Here is a 13,355-nt window from a genome sequence, read left to right on the forward strand (position 1 = left end):
ATGCTTAAAGCCTTAATTATCGACGATAAGCCAGCTAATATTAATACGCTTGTAAAACTGGTAGAAATGTATTGCCCGCAGTTGAGCATCTGCGCCACATGTCGCAATATTAAAGAAGGCTATATAGCCATTCTTAAACTGCAGCCCGCGCTTATTTTCCTGGACATTGAAATGCCGGACGGTAATGGCTTCGATCTGTTTCAAAGGTTTGAACGTTTGCCTTTCGAGGTCATCTTCACTACTGCTTACGATCAATACGCGGTGCAGGCCTTCCGGGAAAATGCGCTGGACTACCTTATGAAGCCTATCGATATTGAGGCCTTACAGCACGCAGTTGCCAAAGCTCAGGAAAAAGCAAGTCTGGTACACAATAACGATCGTCTCGAACAGTACTTGTCGCAGTTACGAACGCCTGTTCCCAGCAAGGTTAGCATTCCGGTGCTGGATGGCTATCTGTTTATCAATCATCAGGATATTATTCGCTGCGAAGCATCAGGTAGTTACAGCCATTTTTTCATGGTTGATGGCAAAAAGCTTGTGGTCAGCTTGCGGCTTAAAGAATGTGAGCATATGCTGCCGGAAAAGTTTTTTTTCGGGTACATCATTCCCATATGATCAATCTTCAGTACATAACCCGATATGTAAGAGGCAGAGGCGGTTATGTGATTATGGAAGATCAAAGTATGGTAGAAGTTGCAGCCAGCAGAAAAGATGAATTTCTTGAACGGATGAAGCAAGGATGTTAAACAAAGAAATAGGCTCAAAACCCGGAATAATCCATTGTACCTTTTGCTGGAATTCGTTTGTTAATTAAACCCTGGCCTGCTTTTGCTGTCCATAAGTATACCATTCCTATATAAAAGACAAAATATTGCACTTTTATTTATGTCAATTCACAGCCCAGTATTGCCAGCCTTGGAGGATAAACTTTGTGTACACGACGATAAAGGCAATCTGAATAGATGGAAAAGACAGTACAAATTAAAAATCAACCACCTTATGGATTCGCCTGTGGTATGGCCTAGAAAAGGTGGACAGACCGCACCGGGTATATGCCATGGGGTCAGCCTAAAACACTCATCGGTAGCGATACCATCTATGAAATAAGTGATCATTGTTGTAAATTAATAAGGTTGCACGGGAAAGGCAATACGCTGGATGTATACCTCGAACCTTACTTTTCGTGAGGCACCTGTCTTAATCACCATTTTTTTATGAGACTAGTTCTTCTTGCTGAAAGAATAAGGAGTGGCCGGCATTTGTTTTGCTATCCGGTCTCTGTGATAATGCTATTATGCTATGGCGTCTTGTCCTATGCAGGAAAAGCCGATTCCGTTTTCTCGGCCGGGCTTTTGGCAAGGGTAAAACAATACGATCTGGAAAAGGGCAACCAGGGTTTATACCTGCATACCGATAAGACGGTCTACACCCATAGGGAATTCATTTGGTTCACGGCATATCAACTTACGGATGCCGACAGCACAGCCAATACGCTTTTCGTGAGCTTGCAGAAAGCCGGAGAGGACACTGCTGCCGAAATAAATCGGTTTATCTTAAAAGATGGCTTAGCGAGGGGGGCAATCTACCTATCCGATTCACTGAAAGACGGGGATTATCGCTTGCTGGCTTTTTCCAATATCCAGCTGGACCATCCCGGTAAGCCGGTATTTCAGCAAACGATAAGGTTAGTATCGACTTTTGGTCGTAAGTACTCTTTGCTAAAGCTACCAATGGAGCGCTCCGACACCGCAAAGATAGCCATGGATGTGCGCTACAAGGTGATTTTGGACGATGGGGCTTCGGCAGATAAAGGCAATGTCAGCTATGCGCTTTTTTCAGGGAAGTGCTTGGTTTCTGAGGGAAGAGAAAAGCTGAACGGTGCCGGCGAATTTCGGGTACCGCTGCCTCCAAATTACGGAGATACTACATTACGGTTACAAGTATTGCTACACCATGGATATGACCGGGAAAGATTCAGTCTTCCTGTTAAGGTTTCCGGCTGCCGAATAAAATTTTATCCCGAGAGTGGCCATTTACTCGACGGTGTACCTTGCAGCGTCGCTTTTGAAGTGAAAGGCAACGAGGGGAAATTATTGAGCGGAAGTCTGAGAGAGAATGGAAAGATAGTCGCCCGTTTACAGCCGGACAAAAGAGGACGTGGCATATTCCGCTTTACGCCCCTCGCAGGCCGCCGGTATATAGTTGATATAAATGATGGCCGGCTTGCAAGCTATAGCTTTCCGGAAGTGGAGGTGAAAGGTATGGTGTTGTCTGTAGACCGGGATGTGGTGGAAAATGATGTAGATGTTACGATCTCTTCGTCAGATATGGAAAATGCCTGCTACCTGGTGGTGCATAACTACAAGGAAGTTTTCAACGTACGGAAATATAACTTTAGAGAAGCCAAAGCAAAAGTGCACATACCCTTGGGGAATGTAGAGGGGAAGGGTGTGCTCACATTAACCTTGCTGGATACCTCTATGCAGCCGCTTGCAGAGCGCTGTATCTTTCGGAGAGACTCCGGGCAGGTGTTGGCGTCGCTGAACACAGATCTTCGGGAGTATGGAACAAGGCAAAAAGTAAGGCTCAGAATTACACTCCGTGATCAGCGTGGCAATGCTGTGAAGGGACTTTTCTCTATCGGCTGCGTTGCAATGCGCGACCGGGACAGTAATAGTATCGTCAGCCTCCCCGCGTTTTGGTATGCCGGCCAGTATTTACCTGTTTCCACAAACGTGCTGGCTGGGTTTAATATGAGCGATACTGCCGATATAAGCCTGATGTTGCAAACGGTTTTCTGGACGCGTTATCGTTGGGGGGAAATGATGAAACCCCGGCCTTTGCCTGTGCCTGCTGCCTCCTTATCTGAGCGCATACCTGCGCAAATATTCTACAAGAACAAACCCCTTCAATGCCCGATTGATTACGCCATTATAACAGATGACGGCTGGAAGCCTTTTGCCACAGATAGCTTCGGGAATTTCGCTATCCGTTGGAATAGCCTCTACGCGCCGGCGAATGGGAAGGTGGGTATTATTCCAATGGTGACGAAAGGTTCGAAATACGAAGATATACATCAATTCAGGCTAGGACTGGATTGGGGACGTGTAACTGTTGTAATGGATGGTTCCCTGTCCGGCAATGCTTTCCCGGAAATTGCAGAAGCATATGAAGAAAGTTATACGCTTAAAGCAAAGCACCTTCTTAAAGAGGTATATATAAAGGGGAAGAGCAGCAGGCAGGAACAAAAAGTGTTTGTTTCGAAAAACTGCAGAGATTATGTTTGTATCTTTAATGTCCTTAATTGTATCAACCATTCTGCCGGAACTAAGCCTGTCGAAGGGCAGGTATACTGGTATTATACCGATGCTTCGAATTTAACAGAGGTTATCTACAGGGGATGCGAAGATACCTCTACAACCAGGTTCCTTTATTATCTCAATGGAACATGGCAGAGCAAGGAATTTTACGTGGTCGACTTTGATCGTGATAATATTTCCGGACAAGAAAAGACAAGTACATTGTTCTGGTCGCACGAAGTGCACACCAACGCGGAGGGAGAGGCAGAGCTTAGTTTCTTTACAAACGATCTGGTAGGGCATTTTATCCTGCACCTGCAGGGGGTCAGCAGCGGAGGACCTTTGAGCGGTGTTACCACCTTCCGGGTAAAGAGTGCTTCTCCCTGAAGCCGTTAGTAAACACTTCCGGGAATATATCCATTACCAATTGGGACCGGAACCACGCCAACAGGCCCGGATGTCTCATGTGGTGTTCCCGGGGCTTGTATTCGGACCGTTGACAGGGATGACCTGCTAAATCTAACAGCTGAATATGATCAGCTTGTAAGGGCCCTGCTCCGTTATAGCGGTCTTCCTAATGCTGGAGCTTTTATCAAAGTAGTGGACATCATACTGTAATCACCAGTTTCTTGCTTTAATGCGCCCGAAAGATTTGCCTTACGTGCTTCCTTGTCCTTAAAAGCCAGAGCTACGAATTTTCCAATTTCTTTTTCAGCGTCTAGTTTCGTAATCGCTTCGGGTTCAGGTAAGTCGTGGTGATTTCTTGAGCAATTCGTGAGGAGTATGCAAATAACTCCCAATAAGAGTAAATGTGTTTTTCTCATTTCGATGTTTAATATTTACGGTTATAAAATGGGTTACTAATCATGTTGTTAGCGCTACAATCAGTTATTAGTAATTAAAATATATGATCATAAATTATACAAACAATTTAAAACACAAAATATTTGAAACATATTCAAATGCCTTCAAATGCCTTGAAATATCCGAAGAGTTGCACTAAAAATTCCTAAAAACGTCGTGGTTGAACTCATACTATTAATTTGTTGGACGAACTGGCATAATCTGATATGGCGAAAGCTACACTTCGAATACCTAAAGGCAAGTTGCAGCAATTGCAACCTATAGCGAAGCCCTAAATCTCAGGAAGATTATCGGTAAAAACGGTAGAGGCGCATATGCCAAAAGCCCTTGCTACATTAAGGAAGCAATTAAGCAACGCTGCTTTTATAAGCGTTTTGGCGGGTGTATGTGTCTATGGCATGTAGGTTTTTTAGGAAAGCATTTCTCATGGTTATTCATTTTTTAGGGCACCCTGGCAAATCACTGCCGGGGTTTTCTTTTTTGATACAACTTCAGGTGGTTGCGCTATGCCGAAATGAATTTTGGTAGAAACTTCAAACTGTTATGTGTAACCAGGCTTGCTGCGGCATCATAAAAACAAAACATAGAGAAACATTCCTTAAAAAACGGGAAAAATACCTTTTTTAATGTCAAAACGTATAATATGTTTGTTGTGATACCATTTGTTTACCCAAAAAATCACTAGAAAAATAATCATAATTTTAGAACTATCAAGACTATGAAACACAAGTTGAAGCTAACTTTTGGCATTATCTTGCTAACCATTATTACCATCATCTCTTGCAAGAGGGAAGAAGTTATAAACAAGCCATATTTAATCAGTACTGTCACAGCTCAGGCCTGGTTTGAGAAAAATGGCGGTGCATATAAGAGCGGAGCTATCAGAGAGGTATATCTCCATAGAAATTTGTCAGATAAAAAAATAGAAGAGAACGGATATAAAGCATTTTGCCGCTTAGTTGCCTTTTCAAATCGGCAGTAGCCGGCTAAGCGGGTGCATTAGCTCCGGATCTTCCATTGGAAGGAGGAATACAGCTTCCATTGGCGATAGTTACATTAATAGAATACTTGAGTCAGCTTAACAACGGAAAGAAATGTGGTGGGTCTGGCTTATTCAATTCAGGCATTCGTTTTGCCGATAAGGCGATAATAGGCTACTTTTTATAGAGCCTTCTCTTCCATTGGCGAAACACTGCAGATATTGCTTTTTAGGTACGGATAATCAATGGTGCTTTTGTTGGGCGTTTCTTTGGTTTAGTATTGCAATAATGCTGAACATTCGCCCCACGGCAGAGCCTGGCTAAAGACAGGGGTGGACATCACTAAAGACCACAACAATGAAAAAGAAAAATGTGAGTTTAAGTAAAAAGCTTTTGTTGCAGAAGGAAAATATTGCTGTTTTAAATGCAGGACAGATTAAAGGCGGCTTTTCGTTTGATTGCTCTATCAGAGGTACGTGCCCGCCTAACTGTGTTAACTCAATAGGCGGTACCTGTTTCGGTTCTGCATGCATTTGCTCTGGCGGATAACCTGGGACTGGAATGTTCAAAAATTAAGTTGGAAGGTATAGTGTGATTGAATGTCTCTCAAGGCTTTTTTGTCTTTGAGAGACATTCTTTTATTGCAAATCACTGAAAAAAATTGGTTGTCTTTAGGACATTAAAGGATCAAAATGTGTTGATATCGCGGTCGGCTTTGCGCTAAGGACACCTTGATTTTATTGTATTGGCATTTCGATCAAACGACCTGGATTGTTATAACGATTTAGCCGACGCAACCTTTGCCAGGATTCTGCAGCAATGGAAATATTAGGTTCAATGACCGGAATCTGAAGAATATAACCGTTACATCGAAACAAATAACCATTCGCTAAATCGCAGACTTTTATTTTGCGCCGGGCCATATCTTCATAGCGTAATTTCTCATTATTTCTCCTGCTGCCTGTACTTTGAAAATCATAAACCAGTCATTATGTCATTTCCAATAAGCAACACGTTTATCGCACTACAATCTAAATCATTCGTAATGTTTACCCGATACAACTTAGTCAATACCCCATTCTACGTTTTTCTGTTTTTTTTCTGTTTTGCGACCATGACCATTAGGGCGCAGACCTTATATACCCAAAATATAAATGGGGGAACTTATAATTTTACAGACCCCGGTGGCGTGATTGTTCCTGCCGGCAATGTGATTTATATTGACAATGCAGATCTTACTTTTACCAACGGGCTTAAGATCGGGCACGATGCTATTGTCAATATTAACCATAGTAAGGTGAAAATAGGCGCCGACAAATATATTGTGCTTCAAAACTGTGTGCCCATCAGTAACGGCGGCAGCCAATGGGCACCCTGGAATCAAAGCGGAGGAGAAATCGTCATTCTCAACTCACTTGTAACTTCGATAAACTCTTCGGTTAATGATATGTGGGGAGGAATTAAGGCCGAAGAGGGGATAAGGTATTATGGAACTGGTCCGGCTAAGACTTATATGGATGGCAGCACAATCCAGTATTCCAAATGTGCCTGGACCACCGGAGTATATATTCCTCCTTATGGTAGTACATCTAATCCGGTCATTTTTGCCCAGGCCGATACCTTCAGAAACAACATACGGAATATCTATTCCTCCGAATCAGGGACGCCCCAGTTGGCAGGGAGCACACTCGATCCGGCTCAATCCCTGGATATTCATTTGTGTACATTTGATTATACTGAAGATTTTCCGCTAAATCCGCCGGATATGGTCTACCTGGAGGATAATGTCGCTAACAGTGTTCTGTTCAGCTCCTGCTCCTTCTTAGGAAAAACGACTTCGCCAGCTTACACGACGGGTATTAATGGCGTTAATACCGAGTGTATTGTGCAAAAGGACCCTTATGCTTCTTATAACTCCAGGTTCGTCAATCTTAAAAAAGGCATTACCAATACCGCAAACCTTACCGCCGAACGGCATATGACCGTTAAAAACACTTTCTTCTATTGCAGGTACGCTATCGATTTAAGCAGCAATGTAGGATCAAGCATTCTGAACTGCTCGTTTGCTGGCCCTGTTCCTCTCGATCCATCTATTGATCCGTCGACGGCTGATTATTGTTTTATTTTTTTGCGTAATTGCACGAGTTATGCAGTAGAGGGTAACGCATGGGGTTATGATATTCCCGACAACTGGAGAAATAAAGCTGGTCTGGTGGTCATGAATTCGGGGCCGGCCAACAATGAAATTTACCGTAACGGACGCAACTCGCCTGTCAGCCTGAATATTCAGGCGTTGGGGACCAACAAATCCGTTTCTGGGATGACTGGCCTTAAAATTCTATGCAATCAAAATGCACTTTCCAATTACGACATTTCTGTTATGAAGGATGTCGCCGTTAATAGTAATAACGGTATCCATAACCTGCAATATATTCAGGGTATCAACCCGTCCCTGGATATATCGGCCGCGAACAGGTTCACCGCCTTACCTTATCCTATTGTTGCTCCCTATGGTAACTATTATATCGAACCTGGCGTCAATAATCTCGCCCAGTTTGTATACAAATACAATACGAATACACCCAATGAAAAGCCAAATAACACCAACGTTCCTTTGCTCCTGATGACAAATGCCAATACATGTCCGCCGCACAATACGAGTACCCCACCTCCTCCCTTTCCATTCTCTAGCTTTATTATCCAGCTACATAATGCAGAGGACCAAATCAACAGCATAGAATCTAATCCTGCCCCGACATATTCAGATACTGTTCACTTGAGCTATTTACTGAGCAGACATTCCGCAATTATTGATAGCGTGATCGATCCCTACAGGCGTAATGCAGACATAGACAGTATCATTCTTGTATATCAACAAGTGAAGGTGGGATACCACTATCGAGTTATGCTGGCTGCAGCTTATGGCGATAAAAGCCGTTATGATGACGCTACTCAAACTCTCCTGCAGACTCTTGATAATTATAGCCTTACTGCAGACGAACAGGAGCAGATCAATAGGGCGATCACAATGTATACTGTAATACAGTGGCTAGATAACAACAATAATGACTGGGCGAAGCTACCGGAGGAAATGAAGCAAAGTGTTTATGATGCCGACATGCAAGACCCTATGTACGCCGGTGCAATAGCACGTTACTTGCGGGTAAAATACGAAGGCTTCGAATACGACCCTATATTTCGTAGTCCCGAGGCACTCAGCCCATTGTCTGCATCGATGACGTTAAAGCAGCAAGAAATTATCTATCCCAATCCGGCACACAATAAGCTATTTGTAAGATGGGCAGAAGACAATGCGACATTAACGCTTACCAGCATTAATGGGGAAGTGCTATTACGTCAATCTTTACAACATGGGGTGACCGGAATTCCTTTGGATAAATTGGCAGCAGGAGTATACATTGCGCAAATTGAGGTGGGGTCTAAGATGGTCTACAAACAAAAAATAATAAAGGATTAGGTCCCAAGTTTATCATGTGACAAACCTAGTTGCGACACGATCCAGGAATCTTATTTATGAAGGTTCCATCAAAGATCAAATCAAAATCGCGTCCAATGAAGCCTTCATGCCCACTAAAACACTAATCAAGAATTGCATCTATCAACGGTTGTGATACCGGGAAAAGATCGAATACGTAAACCCTTTTAATTGTGATTTTATTTCTGATTCTATCCATTTCTATAAGACTACATAAAGCGTCCAAAAGCGACGTTATCTTTTCGGCGTAGCGAAGCTTCTTACAATGTGTGTCTTATTTCGCCTCGATACCGGAATCAGGCTCTCATCGCTCATTTCCAGGAGGCAGCTCTGGGTATCGAATTGAATCATATGCTTCACCGAGACAATGTGCGATTTATGGACTTGTATGAATTCCTTTTCCGATAGTATTTTCCTGAATTCGCCTAGATTGTAAGTGCTTAGCATTTTTTCGCCCTTGAACAGATAGATCCAGGTGTAGGTGTTATGACTCTCCAACCGGATGATATCTTGAAAGTATTCAAACCGGTAGCCCTTGCCTGTCGGAATGGCTAATTTCCCCATCTGCTCCTGTTGGCCGGGAAGGACCCTTTGCAGTATCTCGGCCAGCTGGTGTATTGTTCCGGCATCTATTCTTTTGCGCGCATTGGCGATAGCCGTTGCGAGTGCGGGCTTAAACACCGGCTTCAGGATATAGCCGACGGCAGCGTAGTCAAAAGCCTGCTGCCAGAATACATCGTGCGCCGTTACGAAAATAACTTCCGCACTCCTGTGCGGCAGCGCATCCAATACAGCAAAACCCGAGCCTTCCGGCAACATAATATCGAGGAAGATTAGTTGTGGTTGATGCGCTTCGATACCTTCAATGCCGGCGCCGACATCGTCGAAGATGCCTGAAATTTCAATCCCGGTGTCCGTCTCTTGAATTGTCTCCCTCAAATAATCGGCCAGCGGCCTTTCGTCTTCTATAATGATCGCTTTTATCATAGTCGTTTAAAAAAAATCGGATGATCACACGCGTACCACAAGCGATATTGTCGCGGTCGTATTTATCCCTGATTTCATGTTCGATGCGGGTCTTGCCGGTTGCCTTCAATACTTGAATACGATCGGTAACCAGGTTATTTCCTTTTGACGGATAAGCTCTGGGCATACTCTGCCCGATCTCGGCGGCCCTTATCCTGCCTATACCGTTGTCATCAACAACCACCGTCAGCATATGCTCCTGTTCAATAAAAAATATCTTTAGTTGCCCGTTTCGTCCGGGTTTGCGGTACAGCCCATGATTGATCGCATTTTCAACGATAGGTTGCAGGATCATGGGAGGGATTTGCCACAGGGGATACCCTCCTTGTCTTACACGGATCCTGAACAGTACGATAAATTTATTATCAAACCTGCGTCTTTCAATATCGGTATACAATTGCAGTGCCGCCAGCTCCTGTTGAAAGGAAATGAACGGGCTACCCGAGAACTCGAGGTACAGACGTATCAACCGAGAGAAGTCTTCCAACAGTTGTTCGGCTTCGGCTATTTTATTAAACTTGAAATGACTTTTAACTGCGCTGAGCGCATTGAAAATAAAATGTGGGTTCATTTGCGATTGCAGTGCCCGTAGCTCCATTTGGGCAGCCCTGCTCTTCAAGTGAGCCTGCAACTTTAATTTGCTCCTGTAACGGCGCAGACGCCACTCGAAGAGCAGATAAATACAGATCAGCAGGAACAGCGCCAGGCCTACTTTCAACCACACAGATTGCCACCACCGTGGCTTTATGATGAGCAAAATCGTAGTCGTTGCAGAGGTAATACCCAGGTCGTTTACCCTTGCCGTAAGGTGAAAGGTGTAGCGGCCCGGCGGCAATACCGGGTAAGAAACTGTTTGCGCAGTAGTCACCTGCATAGAGAAATCGAACCCTTCCAGGTAGTATTCATAGCTTATATTTCCCAGGTAGGAAACACTGTTGGCGCTAAACCGGAAAAGGAGGCCGGATCGTTCCCAATTTTTCTGTAGGACCGTGCCAGTGATGTTACCGTCCCGTGCGGAATAGAGGGATACAAAAGGTTTTTCTGTAAAATAGGGATCCCTGTAAGCGATGCCCTCCAAGGGGCAACGCAGCATGCCATTTTTGGTAACCAGCGTCACATCTACGCTGTCGTCGAGCAAATCAGCAACCTCGTCGTAAAGAACTCCCCTAATGTTTGGAATGAATCTTTTAACATGGTATACATCATTGTGCCACGTCAGCAGCTTTATCCCTTTGGCAGAAGCAACCCAGAGGCCGTTTCCGGTCATTTTGATCAGCTGTACCGTAGGCTCCGGGATGATGCCAGGTGCTTGCTTTTTTTTGCTGAAGACAAAGACGCCTCTTCCATTCACCTGTGCAACGACATTGCCTGCAGGATCGGCAACCATATCCGAGATCTGAAGAGTGCTGATTTGTTTGGGCGCGGTCAAAAGCACCTTTCCTTTTGCAATATTTTTTTGCCAGCTGGTAATACCATCATCATTGGCCAACCAAAGCTCATGCTCACCGGCAAGGGCCACATGATTGTAACGTCCGGCGAGGATATTGTCGTCCAGTCCGCCGGATGGACTGTAGGCACATAGCTTATTATATAAGAGGAAATAATACCTATCCTCAGCGGCGTCGTAAAAAGCGTCTTTTACAGATACCGTCCAATTGTCACGAGGGTGCTTCAGGTACGACATGTCCATAATACGGCCCTGTGCATCCCGATAGAACATTCCCTTTATAGAGGCAATGTAGAGTCCTCCGTGCTTATCAGGCCGCAGGGTAATGTTTTCGGGCGCCCTGCCTGGACTGGTCCTGTCTGGCAATACTATCCTTTGTCGATAGTGATCATGTTCCAGCTCCAAAAGGTTGCCTTCATCATCCAGGCAATATTGCCGCACGCCAACGCGCACACATTTCATCATACTTGCGTCGGTAGGCAATGTCAACCGGTGGACATTCCTATAAAAAGCCGGCAACAGGTAGAGCCCGTCATTACAAGTCGCGATCCAGATATTGCCGGCCCTGTCCTTGATCATTTCTGCAACCGTGTTCCTATTCAGGCCGGGAGGAAAGGGAACGCTGTCCTTAACCTCAAGGTTTGTATCTAAAACGACCAGGCCTCGGTCCGTGGTAAAGCTGATCTCGTGGTTCCAGCATTTGAGCCTGCTCACCCGGGTAGCTCCCATTCCGCTGACATTCAGCTTCGCCATTCTCCGATGAAGGCAATCGACAAATTCATAGGATGCCTGGCCTGTTTTGAAAAATATTTTACCCTGATAGTAAAACGGCCAGTTGCCACTGAGCAGGTAATAGAGCCTTTTTATCGTCTCCGCTTTTACAGGAAGAGGAATAGTAGCTGGTCGACCTTTTTCTACCAGCGATAGTTTACCGGGCTCCCAAATGATCGCCCGATCAAAGTCGCAATAAACGATCTCCCCGTTTCTGTGTGCATTAGATACAGAATTATAAAAAGCATTACGTCGTACTGTATCGCCGGCAATATAGAACCGGCCGTATTCCCTTCCCATAAAACTGACGAGGAATATGCTATCGGTGCCGACAGATTCCGCTGTGGGGAAGTATTTTTGGGAAAGAGCGAAAGATTTAATGTTATGCAATGAATCTCTTTTCAGGTAGTGAATGCCTTTGTTAAAATCCAAAAGCCATATTTTCCCTCTTGAATCTGGGAAAATGGCAAATATATCATTTGTAGGCAGCCCATCTGCAACGGTAAACTTCCTGAACTGCATTCCATCAAACATGCATAATCCGTTAGGCGTCGCTACCCAAATATAACCATCACTCGATTCATGAATGCTGTAAATTTTGTTACTGCTTAAGCCGTCTTTTATTGTATAGTGACAAGAAACAAGCTCTTGCGCCATGGCATCAGATAACAGCAGCCACAACAGGCAAGCAACTAAAAAATATTTTTTCATTGGTCTTATGAGCATTATCCAGCAGCCGAACTTTCTTGATCATAAATGTAAAATATTCTGGATAGGGAACCGCGCTTTTGCATCGTGTAGCCAAGTAGCTTCGGGGAATATCATGCATCGCGCATCTGGCCCTGTTGAAGAGCGTGTTTCAGTAAATAGCATAATGCTCACCCGTTTTATATTCGAATGAGCATTATAGCAAGATTGGTCATTAAAGCTTCTTGACAGCCTCAATTAGAACAGAAAATCTTGTTTAGCATGTCGTCTCGTGATTCGGGCATATTGTCTCCCTCGTAGGGCAGCCATTTGCGCAGGTAAGGAATATTGTAGGTAGCTGACAGGCGCCGTGAGCCGGGCAGGTATCTGTAAGTCCGCCACCGACTACTGCTGCGTAATGCGCTTCGCCCAATTTCGAAACAAAATCCTTACCCAATGCTAATTTCTGCAATTTCAAATTTTTCTTTTTCATAGATATTGTCTTTTTGTTTGCCTAAAGATAGTGTCGTAGTTCAATGCCATAATGCGGGATTTAGTAAAAGGTCACATTCGTGAATCTGCGGTCGTATTTGCAAGTATCCGGATAAAAGCATGAAAGGATTACCACAGAAATCACAGTCATATTTCTAGTTTTTTAAATATGTCAAGTTCATTGACCACTTGCACTCTTCCCCAGATATTACGCTTGATCCGTTGTTATTTTAATGTGTAAGCATACAGCAAAACCAGTCAGACAGGCATGAAAAAAATGCTAACCGTTTAAT

10 protein-coding genes and 1 pseudogene are annotated in these 13,355 nt (G+C 44.2%); 6 read left to right on the plus strand and 5 right to left on the minus strand.

The features are described from left to right. The 3 genes from DZK30_RS24135 (at nt 1) to DZK30_RS24145 (ending at nt 3,686) form a co-directional block, all read left to right on the plus strand. On the plus strand, nt 1-615 hold the full coding sequence (locus DZK30_RS24135) for a LytR/AlgR family response regulator transcription factor (RefSeq protein ID WP_118976765.1): 615 nt from the start codon (nt 1-3) through the stop codon (nt 613-615). Next, on the plus strand, nt 612-746 hold the full coding sequence (locus tag DZK30_RS26660) for a hypothetical protein (RefSeq protein WP_118976766.1): 135 nt from the start codon (nt 612-614) through the stop codon (nt 744-746). The genes DZK30_RS24135 and DZK30_RS26660 overlap by 4 nt, the downstream gene beginning before the upstream one ends. Nucleotides 747-1,280: 534 nt before the next feature. After that, nucleotides 1,281-3,686 carry a hypothetical protein gene (locus DZK30_RS24145; RefSeq protein WP_162903418.1) on the plus strand — a complete coding sequence of 802 codons (2,406 nt, stop codon included), beginning with the start codon at nt 1,281-1,283 and terminating at the stop codon, nt 3,684-3,686. A 173-nt stretch (nt 3,687-3,859) separates the two neighbouring features. On the opposite strand, the gene DZK30_RS24150 is transcribed toward DZK30_RS24145, so the two are convergent. Next, nucleotides 3,860-4,123, minus strand: coding sequence for a hypothetical protein (locus tag DZK30_RS24150; protein WP_118976768.1), 264 nt, complete (start codon nt 4,121-4,123; stop codon nt 3,860-3,862). 758 nt (nt 4,124-4,881) lie between these two features. Between DZK30_RS24150 and DZK30_RS24155 the strand changes: the two genes are divergently transcribed. From DZK30_RS24155 to DZK30_RS24160, 3 genes are all read left to right on the plus strand, one after another. Next, nucleotides 4,882-5,145, plus strand: a complete 264-nt coding sequence (locus DZK30_RS24155; protein WP_118976769.1) for a hypothetical protein — start codon at nt 4,882-4,884, stop codon at nt 5,143-5,145. A 355-nt stretch (nt 5,146-5,500) separates the two neighbouring features. Then, nucleotides 5,501-5,692, plus strand: a complete 192-nt coding sequence (locus tag DZK30_RS26150; protein ID WP_162903419.1) for a class I lanthipeptide — start codon at nt 5,501-5,503, stop codon at nt 5,690-5,692. A gap of 442 nt (nt 5,693-6,134) precedes the next feature. Next, nucleotides 6,135-8,621 (plus strand): T9SS type A sorting domain-containing protein, encoded by a 2,487-nt coding sequence (locus DZK30_RS24160; protein WP_118976770.1) that lies wholly within the window; start codon nt 6,135-6,137, stop codon nt 8,619-8,621. A 252-nt stretch (nt 8,622-8,873) separates the two neighbouring features. Here the strand turns inward: DZK30_RS24160 and DZK30_RS24165 are convergent, their stop codons facing one another. From DZK30_RS24165 to DZK30_RS26155, 4 genes and pseudogenes are all read right to left on the minus strand, one after another. Next, on the minus strand, nt 8,874-9,626 hold the full coding sequence (locus DZK30_RS24165) for a LytR/AlgR family response regulator transcription factor (RefSeq protein WP_118976771.1): 753 nt from the start codon (nt 9,624-9,626) through the stop codon (nt 8,874-8,876). Next, entirely contained in the window at nt 9,541-12,315 is a 2,775-nt protein-coding gene (locus DZK30_RS24170; RefSeq protein ID WP_240432986.1) for a sensor histidine kinase, read from the minus strand. Before DZK30_RS24170 ends, DZK30_RS24165 begins: the two co-directional genes overlap by 86 nt. Before the next feature lie 120 nt (nt 12,316-12,435). Further along, a pseudogene (locus DZK30_RS26665) lies at nt 12,436-12,609 on the minus strand (two-component regulator propeller domain-containing protein); the annotation flags it as partial. Between the two features lie 238 nt (nt 12,610-12,847). Continuing rightward, nucleotides 12,848-13,063: a class I lanthipeptide gene (locus tag DZK30_RS26155; protein WP_162903421.1), complete on the minus strand. Its 216-nt coding sequence runs from the start codon at nt 13,061-13,063 to the stop codon at nt 12,848-12,850. Nucleotides 13,064-13,355: the final 292 nt, after the last annotated feature.

This window comes from Taibaiella koreensis, from assembly GCF_003545715.1.
Taxonomy (GTDB): domain Bacteria; phylum Bacteroidota; class Bacteroidia; order Chitinophagales; family Chitinophagaceae; genus Taibaiella; species Taibaiella koreensis.

Excerpts from the sequence above, each read along its gene's own strand:
- DZK30_RS24135 (WP_118976765.1), top strand. The coding sequence starts at position 1 with ATGCTTAAAGCCTTAATTATCGACGATAAGCCAGCTAATATTAATACG.
- DZK30_RS26660 (WP_118976766.1), top strand. The coding sequence starts at position 612 with ATGATCAATCTTCAGTACATAACCCGATATGTAAGAGGCAGAGGCGGT.
- DZK30_RS24150 (WP_118976768.1), bottom strand. The coding sequence starts at position 4,123 with ATGAGAAAAACACATTTACTCTTATTGGGAGTTATTTGCATACTCCTC.
- DZK30_RS24155 (WP_118976769.1), top strand. The coding sequence starts at position 4,882 with ATGAAACACAAGTTGAAGCTAACTTTTGGCATTATCTTGCTAACCATT.
- DZK30_RS26150 (WP_162903419.1), top strand. The coding sequence starts at position 5,501 with ATGAAAAAGAAAAATGTGAGTTTAAGTAAAAAGCTTTTGTTGCAGAAG.
- DZK30_RS24160 (WP_118976770.1), top strand. The coding sequence starts at position 6,135 with ATGTCATTTCCAATAAGCAACACGTTTATCGCACTACAATCTAAATCA.
- DZK30_RS24165 (WP_118976771.1), bottom strand. The coding sequence starts at position 9,626 with ATGATAAAAGCGATCATTATAGAAGACGAAAGGCCGCTGGCCGATTAT.
- DZK30_RS26155 (WP_162903421.1), bottom strand. The coding sequence starts at position 13,063 with ATGAAAAAGAAAAATTTGAAATTGCAGAAATTAGCATTGGGTAAGGAT.